Origin of the sequence: Tenacibaculum sediminilitoris (assembly GCF_964513795.1) — a bacterium.
Taxonomy (GTDB): Bacteria; Bacteroidota; Bacteroidia; order Flavobacteriales; family Flavobacteriaceae; genus Polaribacter; species Polaribacter sediminilitoris.
In genome coordinates this window covers 41,073-60,935 of sequence record NZ_CAZEQR010000004.1, presented here as the reverse complement: position 1 = coordinate 60,935, position 19,863 = coordinate 41,073, and the positions used below count along the sequence as shown (strand labels likewise).

General features: G+C 32.2%; 17 protein-coding genes and 1 pseudogene. 9 read left to right on the top strand and 9 right to left on the bottom strand.

Annotated elements, in window-relative coordinates; genetic code table 11:
* Nucleotides 1-18: 18 nt before the first annotated feature.
* Together ACKTSW_RS01860 and ACKTSW_RS01855 are read right to left on the bottom strand one after the other, a co-directional pair.
* Nucleotides 19-447, bottom strand: coding sequence for a hypothetical protein (locus ACKTSW_RS01860; protein ID WP_408023574.1), 429 nt, complete (start codon nucleotides 445-447; stop codon nucleotides 19-21).
* Nucleotides 448-532: 85 nt separating this feature from the next.
* The gene (locus ACKTSW_RS01855; protein WP_408023573.1) at nucleotides 533-1,504 is read right to left on the bottom strand and encodes a M43 family zinc metalloprotease; all 972 of its coding nucleotides are present in this window, start codon (nucleotides 1,502-1,504) and stop codon (nucleotides 533-535) included.
* A 575-nt stretch (nucleotides 1,505-2,079) separates the two neighbouring features.
* Here ACKTSW_RS01855 and ACKTSW_RS14295 point away from each other — a divergent pair.
* Nucleotides 2,080-2,414, top strand: a pseudogene (locus ACKTSW_RS14295) (DDE-type integrase/transposase/recombinase); the annotation flags it as partial.
* Nucleotides 2,415-2,641: 227 nt separating this feature from the next.
* Here ACKTSW_RS14295 and infB read toward each other — a convergent pair.
* The 3 genes from infB to rimP form a co-directional block, all read right to left on the bottom strand.
* Nucleotides 2,642-5,497, bottom strand: a complete 2,856-nt coding sequence (infB, locus tag ACKTSW_RS01850; protein ID WP_408023572.1) for a translation initiation factor IF-2 — start codon at nucleotides 5,495-5,497, stop codon at nucleotides 2,642-2,644.
* Between the two features lie 123 nt (nucleotides 5,498-5,620).
* Entirely contained in the window at nucleotides 5,621-6,877 is a 1,257-nt protein-coding gene (nusA, locus tag ACKTSW_RS01845) for a transcription termination factor NusA (RefSeq protein WP_408023571.1), read from the bottom strand.
* Nucleotides 6,878-6,889: 12 nt separating this feature from the next.
* Nucleotides 6,890-7,351: a ribosome assembly cofactor RimP gene (gene rimP / locus ACKTSW_RS01840; RefSeq protein ID WP_408023570.1), complete on the bottom strand. Its 462-nt coding sequence runs from the start codon at nucleotides 7,349-7,351 to the stop codon at nucleotides 6,890-6,892.
* Between the two features lie 158 nt (nucleotides 7,352-7,509).
* On the opposite strand from rimP, the gene ACKTSW_RS01835 reads away from it, so the two are divergent.
* Nucleotides 7,510-8,337 carry a universal stress protein gene (locus ACKTSW_RS01835; RefSeq protein WP_408023569.1) on the top strand — a complete coding sequence of 276 codons (828 nt, stop codon included), beginning with the start codon at nucleotides 7,510-7,512 and terminating at the stop codon, nucleotides 8,335-8,337.
* A gap of 46 nt (nucleotides 8,338-8,383) precedes the next feature.
* On the opposite strand, the gene ACKTSW_RS01830 is transcribed toward ACKTSW_RS01835, so the two are convergent.
* Together ACKTSW_RS01830 and ACKTSW_RS01825 are read right to left on the bottom strand one after the other, a co-directional pair.
* Nucleotides 8,384-9,367, bottom strand: coding sequence for a glycosyltransferase family 4 protein (locus ACKTSW_RS01830; protein WP_408023568.1), 984 nt, complete (start codon nucleotides 9,365-9,367; stop codon nucleotides 8,384-8,386).
* Entirely contained in the window at nucleotides 9,368-10,270 is a 903-nt protein-coding gene (locus ACKTSW_RS01825; protein ID WP_408023567.1) for a hypothetical protein, read from the bottom strand.
* Nucleotides 10,271-10,371: 101 nt separating this feature from the next.
* On the opposite strand from ACKTSW_RS01825, the gene ACKTSW_RS01820 reads away from it, so the two are divergent.
* From ACKTSW_RS01820 to mscL, 3 genes are read left to right on the top strand one after another with little or no spacing between them, the layout of a single operon-like run.
* Complete coding sequence (locus tag ACKTSW_RS01820) at nucleotides 10,372-10,989, top strand: thymidine kinase (protein WP_408023566.1); 618 nt, start codon at nucleotides 10,372-10,374, stop codon at nucleotides 10,987-10,989.
* Complete coding sequence (gene alr, locus ACKTSW_RS01815) at nucleotides 10,979-12,082, top strand: alanine racemase (RefSeq protein WP_408023565.1); 1,104 nt, start codon at nucleotides 10,979-10,981, stop codon at nucleotides 12,080-12,082. Before ACKTSW_RS01820 ends, alr begins: the two co-directional genes overlap by 11 nt.
* 35 nt (nucleotides 12,083-12,117) lie before the next feature.
* Nucleotides 12,118-12,528, top strand: coding sequence for a large-conductance mechanosensitive channel protein MscL (gene mscL / locus ACKTSW_RS01810; RefSeq protein WP_408023564.1), 411 nt, complete (start codon nucleotides 12,118-12,120; stop codon nucleotides 12,526-12,528).
* A 49-nt stretch (nucleotides 12,529-12,577) separates the two neighbouring features.
* Here the strand turns inward: mscL and ACKTSW_RS01805 are convergent, their stop codons facing one another.
* The gene (locus ACKTSW_RS01805; RefSeq protein ID WP_408023563.1) at nucleotides 12,578-13,168 is read right to left on the bottom strand and encodes a carboxymuconolactone decarboxylase family protein; all 591 of its coding nucleotides are present in this window, start codon (nucleotides 13,166-13,168) and stop codon (nucleotides 12,578-12,580) included.
* A gap of 118 nt (nucleotides 13,169-13,286) precedes the next feature.
* Here ACKTSW_RS01805 and ACKTSW_RS01800 point away from each other — a divergent pair, with 118 nt between their 5' ends.
* The 3 genes from ACKTSW_RS01800 to ACKTSW_RS01790 all read left to right on the top strand — a co-directional run bounded on the left by ACKTSW_RS01800 (nucleotide 13,287) and on the right by ACKTSW_RS01790 (nucleotide 15,834).
* Complete coding sequence (locus ACKTSW_RS01800) at nucleotides 13,287-13,712, top strand: OsmC family protein (protein ID WP_408023562.1); 426 nt, start codon at nucleotides 13,287-13,289, stop codon at nucleotides 13,710-13,712.
* 18 nt (nucleotides 13,713-13,730) lie between these two features.
* Entirely contained in the window at nucleotides 13,731-15,416 is a 1,686-nt protein-coding gene (gene recJ, locus ACKTSW_RS01795; RefSeq protein ID WP_408023615.1) for a single-stranded-DNA-specific exonuclease RecJ, read from the top strand.
* A 73-nt stretch (nucleotides 15,417-15,489) separates the two neighbouring features.
* A complete protein-coding gene (locus ACKTSW_RS01790) occupies nucleotides 15,490-15,834 on the top strand; it encodes a hypothetical protein (protein WP_408023561.1) in 345 nt (114 codons plus the stop codon).
* Between the two features lie 31 nt (nucleotides 15,835-15,865).
* Here ACKTSW_RS01790 and ACKTSW_RS01785 read toward each other — a convergent pair whose 3' ends face one another.
* Complete coding sequence (locus tag ACKTSW_RS01785; protein ID WP_408023560.1) at nucleotides 15,866-16,915, bottom strand: endonuclease/exonuclease/phosphatase family protein; 1,050 nt, start codon at nucleotides 16,913-16,915, stop codon at nucleotides 15,866-15,868.
* 183 nt (nucleotides 16,916-17,098) lie between these two features.
* Here ACKTSW_RS01785 and ACKTSW_RS01780 point away from each other — a divergent pair, with 183 nt between their 5' ends.
* Nucleotides 17,099-19,858: a carboxypeptidase-like regulatory domain-containing protein gene (locus ACKTSW_RS01780; protein ID WP_408023559.1), complete on the top strand. Its 2,760-nt coding sequence runs from the start codon at nucleotides 17,099-17,101 to the stop codon at nucleotides 19,856-19,858.
* Nucleotides 19,859-19,863: the final 5 nt, after the last annotated feature.

The following is a 19,863-nucleotide window of genomic DNA, read 5'->3' as shown; positions in this document are numbered from 1 at the left end:
GCAAATTGCTCGGTTTTTTTATTCTTCATTTAAATCAGAAAGGTTATATAAAAATTCTTCTAACTTTTTTAATTCTTTTGGTGGGTTACCAGCATCAAATGTACTTGACCTGTATTCCTTATCTGCTATTTTAACAGTGAACTCTGCATGCAAAGCTCCATCTATTATTCTCTTTTCACTTGGTGCTTTTAAGTTTGCTATTTCTTCTAAATTTAGCTCACTAACTACTTTCTTCAACTCCTCTAATTGTTCTTTTGAAACTTCTTTCTTTCCTTCAACTTCATTTGATTTATATAACAGTTTACTTCCTTCAACTGTTATCTGAATTAAACTTCCTCTAGTTTGAGCTTTATAAGTGATTGTATCAAATCCTTTTGGCGTGTTTTGCGCTGCACAGTTCATCATTAATAAAAATATTACTGGGGCTATTATTTTTAGATATTTCATGAATTTTTTATTTTTCATTTATAATAAAAAGACGCTCTTTTAATTAAAGAACGTCTTTATATATGATTTTCGTATTAGAAACAGATTAGTCTGCCATAGTAGCTCTAAATCCTCCTGGAGCAAATACCGCATCCATTCTAGCTTTTTGACCTTCTGTAAACATATATATACAGCTATCGTCAGAGTAATCCATGAAGTTCATAGTCATGTTAGCACTTCCACACTCAATTACTGGGTAAGTAGGACATCCTCTACTATTTCCATCAGCATCAGGAGTATCAGCAACATAGTCGCTAGCACCACATCCACCATCACCCCAAATGTGACGTAAATTTAACCAGTGACCAACTTCATGTGTTGCAGTTCTTTGGTTACGACCAACAAACTTATGAGCTAATACAACACCATCAGTAGACCAGCTACCTCCTGGGAATTGTGCATATCCTAAAATTTGCCTTCCTCTATATGGCATAACGTTTACAATCCAAATATTTAAAAACTCTTGTGGATTTACAACATCACTACCTCCTGAAGAAGTAAGTTTCATTGAATCATCTGGTCTCCAGCTTCTTTTCTTACTGTTTTCTACTCTAATTACATCTTCAATAACAAAGTCAATATTTACATTAGCCTCAACTCCTGCAAACTCTGCTGGCATAGCACTTCTATTTGGGTTTTGTAAGTTGAAATCTTCGTTTAGTGCATCTATTTGGTCTTGTAATACTGATAAAGATAAGTTTTCACTTGCTTGACGATAAATTACGTGATAAACTACTGGGATTTGAATTTTCCCATCTACTAACCTTGCAGCTACTTCTCCATTTTTAACTTTTTGAATATAGTTGGCTGTGAAATTTTCAATGTTTTCCATCTTGCCCTTTAAGCTAGGATCTTTAGCCATATTTGCTTCTAAAACATCATTAGCAAAACATTGCTTTTCTGCTTTTTGTAAAGTTGAAGCGCTAACTTCTGGTTCTGTACTTGGATTTTGTTCATTTGTTTGACAACCTACTAAAATTCCAGCGGCAATTGCCATTGTAAGAAAAATTCTTTTCATGTTGTGAAAATTTAAAAAATTAATTACTCATTACACTTATCAAAGTGTTATCGGTTTTTGTTAAAAGACTAAACAAATAAACTTATTTTTAAAAAATAAATTGTTAATTTTTTACTATTTTACCAGTAAACTGAATAATTTTTTAACGATACACAATATATGGATTTAAACATATAATCCAAAAAAAAATTATACACTGGTTTACAGCACATTAAGCCCTTTAAACATCACTTGGGAGCTACAATAAAGAATTGTGCTTTATTTTAAACAACTAATAATGAAGACTGTAAAAAAGTCATTTTTTACTAGTTGATGCAAAAAAAATACCTAATAGGCACTTCATATATAATAAATTATCTCCATCCTGAAATAAGTTGACACAAAATAGACTTATTTATGAATGATTCAGAAAATCAAAGAAAAAAAAGGAATCAACGAGATTACAATTTGGGCTTTAAATTAGCCATTGTTTCTTGAGTAGAAAAAAGTTTTCTCCCAAACCATTAGATGCGTTCAACAAAAACAAGTAGTAGTAAGTCTAGCTTATTGTTATCGACTGTTTGGGGTTACTAGATAAACATTGGCTAAGGAAACATCCTACATTTATTAAAGTGTTGAAACCAACAAAGTCTGAACAATATTCCGTAGGTGATATTACTTATGTGAAAACATATCAAAAGACACATTATCTATCACTATTTACCGATGCTTATAGTAGAAAATACTAGGACATCATCTTAATAATAATATGAGTGCTGAAAATGTAATAAAAATAGGATAACCACAGCTAAAGCAGTTCATCATTCAGATAGAGGATTACAGTATTGTTCTGAAGTATATCAAAAGAAGTTTACTGAAAACAATATGATTGTTATCAAAAAACACTTTAGCTAAAAGAATCAATGGAATTTAAAACAAGATTTTGTATTTTATAAATGCAAAAACTTCAGTTATTTAAATAGATTAGCAAAGGAATTAATTAAAACCTATAATGAAAAAAGATCACATTTGAGTCTTAATTATAAAGCTCCTAATTTTGTACATAACAAAAAAACCTTTGAAGCTAGCTCCAAAGGTTTAAATATTTGTTTATAAAATTGTCAACCTATTTTAGGACGACTCTTTATTAAGTCTCGTTTATTTCAATTTTTTCTTAACTGCAACTTCAATATAAGCCTCTATAGTATCACCTTCTTTAATATCATTATATCCTTTGATTTGAAGACCACAATCGTATCCTTTAGTTACTTCCTTAACATCATCTTTAAAACGTTTTAATGAAGATAACACACCATCATGAACCACAATTCCATCTCTAATAATACGAACTTTAGAGTCTCTTGTAATCTTACCTGATATCACCATACATCCTGCAATGTTTCCAATTTTAGAAATTTTATATACTTCTCTTATTTCAACATTACCAAGAACTTCTTCTTTCATTTCAGGAGATAGCATTCCTTCCATTGCATCTTTCAAGTCGTTGATAGCATCATAAATAATTGAGTATGTTCTGATATCTACTTCTTCTCTATCAGCTACGGCACGTGCATTTCCTTGTGGTCGCACATTAAATCCTACAATAATAGCATCTGAAGCAGTTGCTAATAAAACGTCTGATTCTGTAATTGCTCCAACCCCTTTATGTAAAATATTAACCTGAATTTCTTCAGTAGATAATTTTTGGAATGAATCTGTTAATGCTTCTACAGAACCATCTACATCTCCTTTTAAAATAATATTTAGTTCTTTAAAGTCACCTAGTGCAATACGACGACCTATTTCTGCAAGCGTTAATGTTTTTTGTGTTCTAACTGATTGTTCTCGTTGTAATTGAGAACGCTTAGCTGCAATTTGTTTTGCTTCTCGCTCGTCTTCAAATACATTAAACTTATCACCTGCTTGAGGTGCACCATCTAAACCTAAAATTGATACTGGTGTTGACGGGCCTGCTTCTTCTACTTTTTTACCTTTATCATCAAACATAGCTCTTACTTTACCACTATGCTTTCCTGCTAAGATATAATCTCCAATTTTTAGTGTACCTGTTTGTACTAAAATTGTAGATACGTAACCTCTACCTTTATCTAATAAGGCTTCTACAACCGCTCCATTCGCATTTTTATCAGGGTTTGCTTTTAATTCTAAAACCTCAGCCTCTAACAACACTTTTTCTAATAATTCACTAACTCCTTGCCCTGTTTTAGCAGAAATTTCTTGAGATTGAATATTACCTCCCCAATCTTCTACTAATAAATTCATAGCAGATAACTGAGTTTTAATATTGTCAGGATTAGCGTTTGGCTTATCTATTTTGTTAATTGCAAAGATAATTGGTACTCCTGCTGCTTGTGCGTGAGAAATTGCCTCTTTTGTTTGTGGCATAACGTCGTCATCGGCAGCTACCACGATAATTACTAAATCGGTAACTTGAGCTCCACGAGCACGCATTGCTGTAAAGGCCTCGTGACCTGGTGTATCTAGAAAAGCAATTTTTTGATCTCCTACTTTAACGGCGTATGCACCAATATGCTGGGTAATACCTCCTGACTCTCCTTCAATTACATTCGCGTTACGTATGTAATCTAGCAACGAAGTTTTACCATGATCTACGTGTCCCATCACTGTAATAATTGGAGCACGAGTTACTAAGTCTTCTGGACTGTCTTGTCCCTCTTCTATCGCTTCTTCTACCTCTGCACCAACAAATTCTACTGTATAATTAAACTCTTCAGCAACAATTTGTAATGTTTCAGCATCTAAACGTTGATTCATGGTTACCATCATTCCTAACATCATACAGCTAGAAATAATTTGAGTAACTGGAACATCCATCATCGTAGCTACTTCACTTACAGTAACAAATTCTGTTACTTTTAACACTTTACTTTCAGCTTGTGCTGCTTCTAATTCAGCCTCACTTTGCTGACGGTGTGCATCTCTTTTATCTCTACGATATTTTGCACCTTTTCCTTTCTTAGATTTCCCTTGAAGTTTTTCTAAGGTTTCTCTAACTTGTTTTTGAATTTGTGCTTCTGTTAATTCTTCTTTTGGGGTTACAACTGGTCTTCTGCCTCTTTGACCTCCTCCTCGGTTAGCTCCTCCTCGGTTAGCTCCACCGCGGTTTTGACTCCCTCGGTTATTTCCTTGAGGTTTTGCTCCAGTACTTGGGGTACCAGGTTTGCTAATTCTTTTACGTTTCTTTTTATCTGCGTCTGTCTTAGCTTCTGGTTTTTTCTTTTTAGGTCTTTCGAATTGTTTTAAATCAATTTTTTGACCCGTAAAATTAGGACCGTCTAATTTTTTGTACTGAGTTTCAATTTTCTCAGCATTTTCTGGAGTAATCTCAACTTCCTTTTCTATTTGTTTCACCTCTTTAACCTTTTTTTCAACAGTATTTTTCACTTCCTTAGGTTGTTCTTTTTTTACTTCCTGTACAGGAACTTTAACTGCTTTTTCTTTTGGCTTTTCAGTTTTTGGAGGCTCTGGCTTTTTCTCTTCAACTTTTACAGTAGGTTCTTCAACTTTTATAGCTTCTTCTACTGGTTTGACTGGTTGAACAGGTTCTTCTTTTTTAGGTGTTTCTACCTTTTCCTCTTTTTTTATAGGTACTGGTTTTTCTTCAACTGCTTTACCAGTTTCTACATCTATTTTACCTACAGTTTTAAGTTCTAACTTTTCAGCTTTGGCTTTTAAAACTTCTTGTTTTTTAGCTTCTTCTAATCGCTTTCTCTCTTGCTCTTGTTCTAATTGCTGACGAATTGCCTCTTTTTCTTTTCTCTTTTCTTCGCTAACTTCTTTAGAGGCCACCTTCTTAGATTTATCAGTTTGAAAACCATCAAATAAAATTTGATATTCTTTATCTGATATTTTGGTAGTAGGGCGAGCTTCTATATCATAGCCATTTTTAGCTAGGTGTTCTACAGCTCTATCTAAAGAAATGTTTAGTTCTCTTAAAACCTTATTTAGTCTTAATTTTTTGCCTTCAGCCATATATTATTTTATACTTTTTTATTGAAAAAACACACTTTATACGTGTTAAGTATAGTTATGCTTTTTTTCTCTTTTTTGCTAGATTTTACATTAAAAGCAGGAAACTAGCTTCCTTAATATTTTTTAATCTTCGAATTCTTCTCTTAAAATTCGTTGAACGTCTAAAATTGTTTCCTCTTCTAAATCGGTTCTCTGCACTAACATTGAAACATCTTTTTCTAAAACACTCTTTGCTGTATCTAAACCAATCTTTTTGAATTCTGCAATTACCCAAGCTTCGATTTCATCTGAGAATTCTGTTAACTCTACATCTTCTTCTTCAATCCCTTCTCTTTGAACATCTATTTCGTAACCTGTTAGTTCACTCGCTAAACGAATATTAACACCAGCTCTACCAATTGCTTTTGATACTTCTTCTGGCTTTAATAAAACATTTACACGTCCTTTTTTGCCATTTTTCTCTTCTTCATACATATGAATATCTACAGAAGTTACTTTAGCAGGACTTAATGCTCTTGCAACGAATAGTTGCTCATTTTTGGTGTAATTAATTACATCAATATTCTCATTCCCTAATTCACGCACAATACCGTGAATACGAGATCCTTTTACTCCAACACAAGCTCCTACAGGATCAATTCTATCGTCATAAGAATCTACCGCTATTTTTGCTTTATCTCCAGGGATTCTTGCTACACCTTCAATCGTAATTAGGCCATCGAATACCTCAGGTATTTCTTGTTCAAATAATTTCACTAAGAACGCTGGCGAAGTTCTTGATAAAATAATAGCAGGTTTATTACCTCTTAACTCTACTGATTTTATTACTCCTCTAACGGCATCTCCTTTTCTAAAGAAGTCTGAACGAATTTGTTCACTCTTTGGCAAAACAATTTCATTTCCTTCGTCATCTAACAAAATTACAGCATTATGACGAATATGATGTACTTCTGCACTATAAATTTCTCCTTCTAAATCTTTAAACTGCTTAAATACGTTTGTACTATCGTGTTCGTGAATTTTAGAAATTAAGTTTTGGCGCAATGCTAAAATAGCACGTCTTCCTAAGTCTATTAGTTTTACTTCTTCAGAAACATCTTCCCCAATTTCAAAATCTGGTTCTATTTTTCTTGCCTCTGAAAGTTCAATTTCCTCATTATCGTCTTCAGACATTCCATCTGCCACTACCACTCGGTTTCTCCAAATCTCTAAATCCCCTTTATCTGGATTGATAATAATATCAAAGTTTTCATCAGACCCAAATCTACGTTTTAAGGCTGCACGAAATACTTCTTCTAGAATAGACATTAATGTTACTCTGTCTATACTTTTATTATCTTTAAACTCCGAAAATGATTCAATTAACGCAATATTTTCCATTTCATTCTCTAATTAAAATATGATCTTCACTTTTGCTTCTTTAATATCTTGATACGTTAGTGTCATTGTTTTCTCTACCGTATGCTTTCCTTTACCTATTGGTTTAGGTTCTCTTGTTTTCCAAAATAAGGTAATCGCATCTTCTGTTACCTCTGTTAATATTCCTTCAAACTCTTCAGTTGCTGTTTTAACTTTTAGAATTCGATTAATATTCTTTTTATACTGACGCTTAACGGTTAATGGTTGAGCAATATCTGGTGTTGTAACTTCTAACGAAAAATCTTCTTCTTCTCTATCTAAGTTATGCTCTATATTTCTACTAATACGAATACATTCACTTAAAGGCACACCTAAATCACCATCTACTATTACCTTTATTTTGTTATCTGCCAAGAACTGTAAATCTATTAAATATAACGATTCGTTCTCTTGTAGGGCTTCTTGTAATAATTCTTTAACTCGTTCTTGATTCATCTTAGGTATAAAAAGAGGGGACTTACGTCCCCTTCATCTATCTGATTAATAAATTTGCAGCAAATATAGTAAGTTATTCATTAACATACAAATATCTTTCCTTGTTACATTGTTTTTTCGTATCTTTAGGAGACTATCTCTCTTTAAATCTTACTATTATGAAAAAAATACTAGTACCTACTGATTTTTCAAAACCATCTGAATATGCTTCAAAGTTAGCTTCTGAAATAGCAAAAAAAGCTAATAGCGAAGTTCATCTTCTTCATATGATTGAACTCCCTACAGGAATTTTAGATATGGGGGCTGGAAGTAATTTTAGTATCCCTGAAAGCATGTTATATATACGGAAAGTTCGGGATAGATTAAATGACTACAAAGAACAATTTTTTCCTGAAAACAACAATATAAAACACGCTATACGATTTCAAAGTCCTTATGACGGAATTCGTGAGTATTCTAAAAAAATTGGAGCTGATCTCATTGTAATGGGGGCCAAAGGTCATACAGAATTAGAAGAAATTCTTATAGGTTCTAACACTGAAAAAGTAGTGCGGAATTCTGAAACCCCTGTAATAGTTACTAAAAAAGATGATGATAATTTTCAACCTAAAAACGTTGTTTTTGCTTCGAGTTTTAAGCCTAATAAAAACAAGGCTTTTGAACGGTTTTTGGAATTTGCCAATAATTTTGACTCCAAAGTTCATTTGCTAAAAATCAATACTCCTCAAAAATTTGAAAATACTCAAGAGACTAACAACCGTATTAAAAACTATATCGAAAAATACAATTTAAAAAATTACACAATTAACGTTTATAACGATTCCTCTATTGAAAGAGGGATTCTGAACTTTTCTAGTAAAGTTAATGCTGATATTATTGCATTAGCTACTCATGGAAGAAGTGGATTGTCTCATATATTTAATGGAAGTATTACCAAGAATCTTTCAAAAAACGCTATACGACCTATGCTTACTTTTAAGATTTAATCAAAAGCTAAGATATTGATCTTAGCTTTTCCCTTCAAAATTGCTTTTAATAAACTCTTATTAAGTTTTCGGCTTCTTTTTGTGCACTCCAATTTTCTTCAATCTCTTTTCTAGCTCTAGCTCCTAATTGAGGAAGCTGCTTACTCATTAAACTTTTAACTATTTTTTGAAGCTCACTTGTATTTCCTGAATTAAATAAATATCCAGATTCTAAATTCGTTATCAGTTCAGAATGAACTCCAACATTTTTTGTAGCTACTACTGTATTTCCACATGCCATAGCTTCTGCACATACTAAAGAAAACCCTTCAGTAAAAGAAGGAACAACGGTAATTGTAGCTGCTTGGTAATAAGAAACAATATCTAAGGTTTCATCAATAAAGTAAATTTGATTTTCAACATTATTCTTTTTAGCTACTTCTTTTAGTTCTTCTAAAAAAGCAGGTTTATCTACCTTTCCAACAACAACCAATGCCCAATCTTTGTTTTCTTGTAATTCAGGTGCTACCGCTTCTAGTAATGTTTTTTGCCCTTTAGCTTTTCTTACTCTACCCGCGCAAAGAATAATATTTTTTTGAACAATATTTTTCAAGTCTTTTTTCTGATTAGGAGAAAAAAAAACTGTATCTACTCCATGTGGCACTTTTACATTAGGTATTCCTAAGGTTTTATGCATTGAACTTGTTAATGTAACAACTTGGTCTGATTTCTTTAATAAAAGTTTGGTAAAGCCTGAAGGTACTGTTTCGGCATGTCGTGTAGCTACTAATTTAAATTTTGCTCCTAAAACTCGATACCATAACATTTTTAAAATTTCATTGTTACGGTGGCAATGAACAACAATGTTTTCTTTAGAAAACAATATCTTTTTTAACTGACTCGTTGAAATTTTTTCTCCTTCAATACAATAACCATAAAGATAAGTTGTACATAGTTTTTTTAATTCAGGAAGTACATTTTCAATACTTCTTGTAACACCTGTTCTTCTATTATGAAAATGTGTATGTACAACTACAAGGTTAGTATCCATCTAAGCAAATCTTCTTTCTATAATTTCTATCAACCTGTTTTCATACACTTCTTTAGTAGACCAATCATAATCAGGTTTTATCATTTTATTGATAAACTTTTTAGCTTCTTTTTCTGTTTTAAAAGTATTTAATTGAGAAATGACTCTATTAAAATCATTTTGATTTCCATCAAACAAATGCTTTACAAAAGCAATTCTATCGTTTAAATCAATCTGTATTGTTTTTTGAAAATGGTCATTTAATGATTTTTTAGATTCTGCTTTAGTAAATAAATCTGTCATGATATCTACTGAAATGGTATCTTGTAACTCATCTTCAAGAGTAGGTGTTTTTCTTTCTCCTACATCTCTTACATCATTTTTTTCATCTTTGGTTTCACCGTGAAGTAATTCTTCAAGTTCATCAAAAGGTTGTTCAATAAATTCATTAGCAACTGTTTCTTTATCAACCTCTTCAATTACCTTTTCAGCTGCTTCTTGTTGTAAATCTTCTTCTAAATTTTCTTCCTCCTGTATCTTTTCTTCTTCCTTTTTTATAGGTTCTTCCTCTAATTTTATCTCTTCTTCAATTAGTTCTTCTTTCCTTTCTATCAAAGCTTCCACATTACTAACAACTTCTTCATCAGGTTTAACACTTATCTTTTCTTCTTTAAAAGAAAAATCTTCAACCACAGCATCTGCATTCTTTCTCCGTTCAGCTAACAAAACCTCTTTTAATAGCTGTTCTTTATTTTTTTCAGGGTTAGGAGTGTTATTAATATACTCTTCTACATACGCCAAAACCAAAAGTTTCTCATAAACTTCATATGCCTTTTTTTTCAACTCAAACACATCTTCTCTATTTTTCATCTGTAAGATACTGTGTGCTAAACTGGTTAAATCCGATGCTAGTTTTTTGTGCATAAGTTGTTATTTGATTTTAATTTTTGCTGCTAAATTTTAATAAATTTGTTCTTCATTCGAAAGTAATACAAAAATCAATAATTAGAGCTTAAAATTACAAAATGTTTCTTGAAAATACAGTAAATCATACAGAACAATTTGGTTGGATTGAGGTAATTTGTGGCTCAATGTTTTCGGGTAAAACAGAAGAATTAATTCGTAGACTCAAACGAGCACAGTTTGCCAAGCAACGTGTTGAAATTTTTAAACCTTCTGTTGATACTCGATACGACGATGAAGAAGTTGTATCTCACAACGAAAATAGAATTAGATCCACACCTGTTCCTGCATCTTCTAATATTCGATTATTAGCAAATGATGTAGATGTTATAGGTATAGATGAAGCGCAATTTTTTGACGATGAAATAGTAGCTGTTTGTAACGATTTAGCTAATAGAGGAATTCGTGTTATAGTCGCTGGTTTAGATATGGATTTTAAAGGTAATCCTTTCGGACCAATGCCAGCACTTATGGCTACTGCAGAGTATGTTACAAAAGTACACGCTGTTTGTACCCGTACAGGAAATTTAGCACATTATAGCTACCGAAAAGCACAAAGTGACGATTTAGTTTTTTTAGGTGAAACTCAAGAGTACGAACCATTAAGTAGGGCTGCTTATTACAAGGCCATGAAGGATCAAAAATTACATCAAAAAGAAGAAAAGAACAATGAACAATAATCATGTCACTATATTAGAAATTAACTCGCAAGCTGTACTACATAACTTATCTTACTTTAAGCAAAAACTACAACCAGAAACAAAAATTTTAGTAGTAGTGAAAGCTTTTGGTTACGGAAGTGAGGCTACAGAAATTGCTAAAATTGTTCAAGATCAGGTTGATTATTTTGCCGTTGCTTATTCAAGTGAAGGTATTACTCTGCGCGAAGCTGGAATTAATACACCTATTTTAGTTTTACATCCACAAATTAAAAACTTAAAAGATATTGTTAAATATCGCTTAGAGCCCAACCTCTACAATTTTAAAATTTTTGATGCTTTTTTAAAACTTGCTGATGAAAAACCTTTAATGAACTACCCCGTTCATTTAAAGTTTAATACAGGTTTAAATCGATTAGGGTTTTGGCATACCGATATTCCTGCTATTGTAACGGGATTAAAAGGGTCAAATAATATAAAAGTAGAATCTCTCTTTTCTCATTTAGCTGCCAGCGAAGATTTAAATGAACAAGAATTCACCGTAGGTCAAATAAATAACTTCGCTTACATTGTGAAGCATATTTATGAGCATTTAGGATATCAACCTATGATACACATTTTAAATACTTCAGGAATTATTAATTATCCAAAAGCTCAGTTCGATATGGTACGTTTAGGAATAGGTTTATACGGTTTTGGAAACGATAAACAAGAAACTTCTCAACTTAAACACACACACACATTAAAATCTATTATTTCTCAAATTCATTTAATTCAACCTGGTGAAACCGTAGGTTATAACAGAGCTTTTGTAGCCAGCAAACCTACAAGAAGTGCTACAATTCCTATAGGGCACGCAGATGGTATCTCAAGAAAGCTGGGGAATAAAAACGGTTTTGTATTTATCAACAATCAACCAGCTCCAATTATTGGCAATGTATGTATGGATATGATTATGGTAGATGTTACTAAAATTGATTGTGAAGAAGGAGATGAAGTTGTTATTTTCAATCATCAGCAACATGTAGAATACATGGCACATAAAAGTGAAACTATTCCATACGAAATACTTACAGCTTTATCTCAACGTATAAAAAGATTGGTAAAAAGTTAATTTTTTTTATTCATAAACTATTAAAAATCAAAAATATGGGAATATTCAAAGAGTTTAAAGACTTCGCGATGAAAGGCAGTTTAGTTGACATTGCAGTAGGTTTTGTAATGGGTGCTGCTTTCAAACAGATAGTAACTTCTTTCACAGTAGGAATTGTTTCTCCTTTAATTGGGCTTATTTTTAAGGCTGATTTTAAAAATGTGAAATATGTACTTAAGGAGGGGGTTGCTGATGAGGTTGGTAAAGTAACAGGAGAAGTTGCCATAATGTATGGTGAGTTTCTAACTAACGTCATTGATTTTATTATCGTAGCCTTTGTAATGTTTATGGTTGTTAAAGCGGTAAATGCAATGAAGAAAAAAGAAGAACCTGCACCTGAAGCTCCAAAAGGACCAAGTCAAGAAGAATTATTAGCTGAGATTAGAGATTTACTAAAAAAACAATAAAAACTCTATACACTTAATAAAAAAGCTCGCAATTGCGAGCTTTTAATTTTTACACATGTTTTCCTTCGTTCCATCCATGTTTACCTAAATACTGCTCTCCACTTTCAACCGCGCCATCTTCTATACTGGTTCCCATAGAATCATTCCAACGATTTAAATACCCGAAAAGAGAGATTACCCCCAACATTTCAACAATCTCTCCTTCATTCCAATGTTTATATAATTCTTCTTTTATCTTTTCATCTACCATATTTGGAACCATTGATGCTGCTAAAGAAAAATCTAACGCAGCGCGTTCTGCATCAGAAAAAGCAGGATGTGTTTTATACTCCCAAATATTATCTAATTGTTCTTGTTCTGCCCCATAACGTTCTGCTGCTCTAATTGCATGTGCTTGACAATAACGACACCCTGTAGCATTACTACTCACCCAAGCAATCATACGTTTCAATGCTGATGTTACTCGACCATGGTTTGCCATCACTGCTTTATTTAAGTTGATAAAGGCTTTCGATATTTCAGGTCTTCGTTGCATAGTTAAAACCGAGTTCGGGCAAAAACCTAAGGTTTCATTATAAAAATCTGATAAACGTTTTGTTTCTTCATCATGATTTGGGTCTAAAGGTGTTACTAAAGCCATAGTTTTATTTTTTAAATTTTTAATACTAATTTTTTACAGTAAGTTTGTGTTACTAATTAAATACTTTCGTCGAGATATTCATCGACTTACTTACGCAATAAACAAAAAATATTAAGATATGGCAACAAATATAGTTACAACTATTTGGAAAGAAAACATGCAATTTGAAAGTGACAATCCGAGTGGACATACAGTAGTAATTGACACTTCTGAAGAGCATGGAGGAAATAATACCGGCTTACGTCCTAAAACTATGATGCTATCTTCTTTAGCTGGTTGTTCTGGTTTAGACATTGTACCCATGCTAGAAAAAATGCGTGTAAAAATTGACGATTTTAAAATTGTAGTTACTGGAGAATTAACTGAAGAACATCCAAAATATTATCACAAAGTATTGGTTGATTATCATTTTTACGGAAACGATTTAGACGAAAAAAAAATTAACAAAGCGGTAGATTTATCAATAGAAAAATACTGTGGTGTTATGGAAATGTTTAGAAAATTTGCTGACGTAACTACTGGCATACATCTACACAATAATTAATTTTTGAGAAAAATTGCTATGCGCTGGACATTAAAACCACAACCAGACACCATTAAAGTAAAACAATTAGCCAAAGAATTATCAGTCGACACAACTTTGGCTAAAATTTTAGTACAACGTGGTATCGAAACATTCTCTGAAGCAAAACAATTTTTTCGCCCTTCTTTAGACGACTTGCACAATCCATTTTTAATGAAAGATATGGAGCTTGCTGTGCAACGTATAGAAACCGCTATTGTTAATAATGAAAACATTTTAGTTTTTGGCGATTACGATGTTGATGGAACCACAGCAGTTTCTTTGATGTCTTCTTACCTAAAAACAATTCACCCTAATATTACAACCTATATTCCTGATCGGTACGAAGAAGGATATGGAGTTTCTTATCAAGGGATAGATTTTGCTGAAGATAATGGATTTTCCCTCATTATTGCTTTAGACTGTGGTATTAAAGCAATTGATAAAGTTGAATATGCTTCAAAAAAAGGAGTTGATTTTATTATTTGCGACCACCATAAACCAGGAAACGAAGTTCCAAAAGCTATTGCTGTTTTAAACCCCAAACAAATAGATTGCAACTATCCGTATGATGAATTATGTGGTTGTGGTGTTGGTTTTAAATTGATTCAAGCATTAGCCTCAAAAAGAAATCAAACTATTGAAGATTTAATTCCGTATTTAGATTTAGTCGCTACTGCCATTGCCGCTGATATTGTTCCAATGACTGGTGAAAACAGAGTGTTAGCTTATCATGGACTACAAGTTATTAACTCACAACCTAGAAACGGTATCAAAGCCATTATTCATCAGTTACAAAAAAAAGAACTTACCATTACTGATGTAGTTTTTATTATCGCTCCACGGATAAATGCTGCTGGAAGAATGAAACACGGGAACTATGCTGTTGAGTTGTTAACCGAAATGGATTTTGATTCAGCAGTTGAGTTTGCTTCTGCCATTGAAAAATTTAATTCTGACCGAAAAGAATTGGATAGAGCTATTACCCAAGAAGCTTTATTACAAATTGAAAACAATAACGAACAAGAAAATTACACAACAGTTGTTTTTGATGAAAGTTGGCACAAAGGAGTCATTGGTATTGTTGCTTCTCGTTTAACTGAAACCTATTATCGACCGACTTTAGTGTTTACTAAAAGTGGAGAGAAATTAGCGGCTTCTGCACGATCTGTAAAGGAGTTTGATGTATATAATGCCTTAGAACAATGCTCGGAATTTATCGAACAGTTTGGAGGGCATAAATATGCCGCGGGGTTAACCTTGTTACCTGAGCAATATCAAAACTTTAAAAACAAGTTTGAAGAAGTAGTTGCTACTACCATTGATAAAAACTTGTTAACTCCAGAAATTACTATTGACGCTGAGATTGACTTATCAGAAATTACCCCTAAGTTTTTCCGTATCATTCAACAAATGGCTCCGTTTGGTCCACAAAACATGAAACCTGTTTTTATCACAACTGCTGTAAGAGATAACGGTTATGGTAAACAAGTTGGGGCTGACAGTAGTCATTTAAAGCTGAATATCATTTACGGTTCTGACCAAAAAACATACAATGCAATTGGATTTGGTTTGGGAGATAAAATAACTTCAACACAAAACGATTTTGACATTGTCTATACTATAGATGAAAATACTTGGAATGGCTATACCTCTATCCAATTGATGTTAAAAGATTTAAAATAATAAAACTCCTTATTTTTTTATTTAGAATAATTCCAAATAAACTTTTATCTTTGTTTCATAATTAATTATAATTATGGAAAGCATAACGAAAATATATGACAATAAAATAGGTATTTCTTTCCAATGGAAGGAAAACAAGTCTAACCTAATTCAAATAATTTTCAGAGACACTGGCTTTCATCTACAAGAAAGAGAAATTGAAGAGTTTTTGGAAAAAGTAGCAGATTCTAAACAACGAGAAAATTGTGATACCTGCATTAAAGGAAAGCACTGTAAATCTATTTTACTTCAAACTCCTTCAAACAAAATTAGTTTAGCAGTATCATTAATCGAATTAGGACAAATAGACGATTTGTTAAGAGGCACCTTATTTCAACTAAGAATGAACAACTATTTAAAAAACATCTGTAAAAATTAAAAAGGTTTGCAAAATGCAAGTCTTTTTAATTTTAGTCTTCTTTAATTAAGTACATATATACTGGGTAGTGATCACTATAACCTCCGGTATACCTACCATAGGAAAAACTTCTAAAGGGATACCCCTTGAAACGACCATTTTTCTGAGTTAGAAAACGCTTGTTAAAGATTCCTGATTTGAACATTTTATAATTTGAAAAGTCCTTTTTTCCATTTTCTAACAATGGAGAGGTAAACATAATTTGATCAAATAAATTAATATTATCTCTATATCCTAAAGTATTAAACCCTCTTCGGAACATATCTTCGTATGGATTATAGATATCACCTTCTTTAACATTTTTCTTTTTACTCTTTGTTTCTAAAACAGTTTTAAAACTAGAATTAATAGGATCATCGTTAAAATCTCCCATAATTAAAACTTTTGGATTCGGATCACTCTCTTTAATTTTTTCTATAATCTGCTTTACTTTATACGCTGCTTTTTCACGTAAAGGTCTACTTTTAGCTTCTCCTCCTCTTCGAGATGGCCAGTGGTTTACAATAACATGTATTAACTCATCATCTAAGTATCCAGAAACTAATAAAATATCACGAGTATATATTTTTCTGTTTTGGTCATAAATATTAGGGTTGAATGCTTCAAAATGAATGGGTTTAAAATAGCGTGGTTGATACAACAAACCTACATCAATCCCTCTTTTATCTGGAGAATCAAAATGAATAATATCATAACGCTTCTTTTTTAGCTTTTCAGATTTTACTAAATCTTCTAAAACTTTTTTGTTTTCTACCTCAGCAACTCCTAGAATAGCTGGACTTGTATGAGTTTTTTCTTCCCCTAATTGAGAAATAACCTCTCCAAGCTTATGTATTTTATCCCAATAAACCTCTTCTTTATCCCCTTTCATTTCCATAATCGGGCTAGCCTCATCATTCTTTTTAGGATCATTCTTTGTATCAAAAAGGTTTTCTAAATTATAAAAACCAATAGTTCTTATTTTATATTTTTTTTGATTTTGTTGCGAATGAGTAGAAAATACAACAAAAGCAAACATTAAAAAAACAATTATACTTCTCATTTTATAAATTTTACATAGCAAAAATAAAACAATTTTTGAGCCAAAAATCAACAAGTAATATTAACTATCTATTCATAATATGAACTTAATTAATAAGCAATATTTTCGTAATTTTACCTCTCTTTTGTCGTGAATTTTGATAAAGGTTATTAACTATTTTAAATATTTTATAAACAATCATTTATGAGAATTTTTACAATAACGATATTATTGTTGTTTTCAGGGTTACTCGCCTTGAATGCACAAAATATTGTAAAGGGAATCGTGATAAACGGTGACTCTGAAAATCCTATGCAAGGTGTTTCTGTAAGTGTAAAAATAGCCAATATTTCTAGTTCTACAGATGCTAGTGGTCTTTTTGCACTTAATGACTTACCAAATGGAAGACAAATTGTAACGGTATCACTAAATGGATACGAAACCCAAAATTTTCCAGTTGAATTAGAAGGAAAAACAGTAGACTTAGGTACAATATTCATGTACGAAGATTTATCTGAAGACCAAGACCTAAGCACAATTACTATTTCTGATGACGAATTAAATGATGATGCAACTGCTGCAGATAACATTTCTGGATTACTTCAAGCTTCTAGAGATGTATACTTACGTACAGCAGCTTTTGAATGGAGTGGTTCGTTTTACAGGGTACGAGGTTTAGATTCTGAAAATGGTAAAATTTTGATTAATGGAATTGAAATGAACAAGCTATACAACGGAAGACCTCAATGGAGTAACTGGGGAGGTTTAAACGATGTGTTACGTAATCAAGAGTTTAGTAATGGCTTAACTCCTTCTAACTATACGTTTGGTGGTGTATTAGGTTCTACAAATATTAATACTAGAGCTTCTGAGTATAGTGAGGGTGGACGTATTTCTTATGCTGCTTCCAATAGAAGCTACAACCATCGTTTAATGGCTACATATTCTTCTGGCTTATTAGCTAATAGATGGGCAATAACTGTTTCTGGAAGCAGGAGAGCTGGTAACGAAGGGTATGTAGATGGTACTTTTTACGATGCTAACTCTATCTTTTTATCGATTGAAAAACAAATTAGTGATACACATAGCTTAAACTTAACAGTGATTGCTGCAGAAAACGAAAGAGGAAAATCTTCACCAAATACTCAAGAAGTTTTTGATATTAAAGGAATTCGTTACAATTCTTTCTGGGGTAAACAAGGTGATAAAAACAGAAACTCAAGAATTAGAAGAATATACGAACCTATTGTGATGTTAAATCACTATTGGAATCTTTCTGAAAATACTACATTAAATACAAATATTGCATTTCAATCTGGAGAAATTGGAAATAGCCGTTTAGACTATAACGGTGCTAACAACCCTGATCCTACGTATTACAGAAAGTTACCAAGCTGGTATTTATCAGATCCTAATGGACCAGATTATGAAAACGCATACAAATCATTAACTAGTTTTCAAAATGATGGACAAATTGATTGGAATGAATTATATATTGGAAACGAAGGAAGTCCAGAAAATGCTCGTGTAATTTTATATGAAGATAGAAACGATGATCAGCAATTAACAGCTAATATGATTTTATCTTCAGAGTTAAATGAAAACATTACACTAACAGCTAGTGGTGAGTATAGAAAGTTAAAGTCTGAAAACTTTGCTTCTCCAATAGATATGCTTGGAGCTACAGGTTATTTGGATGTGAATACTTTTGGTGATAATTTTGATCAACAACAAAGTAACCTTTTAACTCCTAATAGAACAATTGAATTAGGAGACCGCTTTAAATACAACTATATCTTCAATTCTGAAGTATATGGCGGTTTTGCTCAATTACAATTCAAATACAACAAAGTTGATTTTTATGTAGCAGGACAAGCAAACAATACTACACACCAAAGAGAAGGATTATTCCAAAATGGATACTTCCCTACTAACTCTTATGGAAAGTCAAATAAATTAGACTTCTTTAACTACAGAGCTAAAGGAGGATTAACCTATAAAATTTCTGGTCGTCATTTAATTGATATAAATGGGGGTCACGTTACAAAGGCACCATCATTACGTAATTCTTTTGTAAACTCAAGAGCTAACAATATTACGGTTGCTGACATAGCTGAGTTAAATAGTGAAAAAATACTATCTGGTGATTTTAGTTATATTTTTAGAAGCCCTTTAGTTACTTCAAGAATTACAGGATATTACACAGACATTAAAGATGCTACAGAAATTTCCTTCTTCTTTGCTGATGGTATTGGAGGAGAGACTTCTGCATTTATTCAAGAAATCTTAACAGGTATTGACAAAAGACACTTTGGTGTTGAATTGGGTATCGAAGCACAAGTAACTCCAACTATCAAGTTAAAAGGAGCTGCTAACATTGGTCAATACACCTACAACAACAACCCTAATCTTGTAATCGCAACTGAAAATGCTTCTACTCCTGGTTTTATTAATGGTAAAAGAGACTTAGGAACAGCTTCTCTTAAAGATTATAAAATTGCTGCAGGACCTCATAAAGCATACTCATTTGGTTTTGAATATAGAGATCCAGATTATTGGTTTGTTAGTGTTACAGCAAACTATATGGACGAAGCCTACGTAGATGTTTCTCCAATTAGAAGAACTAGTAATTTTATAAGTGATATAGATGGTGCTGCTTTTGCAGATTATGACCCAGTGTTAGCTAGACAATTATTAACTCAAGAGCAATTTGATGATTATATGGTTGTAAATGCCATAGGGGGGAAATCATGGAAAGTAGGCGATGGTAAATACATTAGTTTATTTGCTAGTGTTAGTAACTTATTCAACGAAGAATACAAAACAGGAGGTTTTGAGCAAGGGAGAAATGCAAATTATCACCAATTACGTGACGATAATGCTAACGGAACACCAATCTTTGGAAATAAATACTGGTATGGTAGAGGTACTACTTATTTCTTAAACTTAAATTATAGATTCTAAAAAAC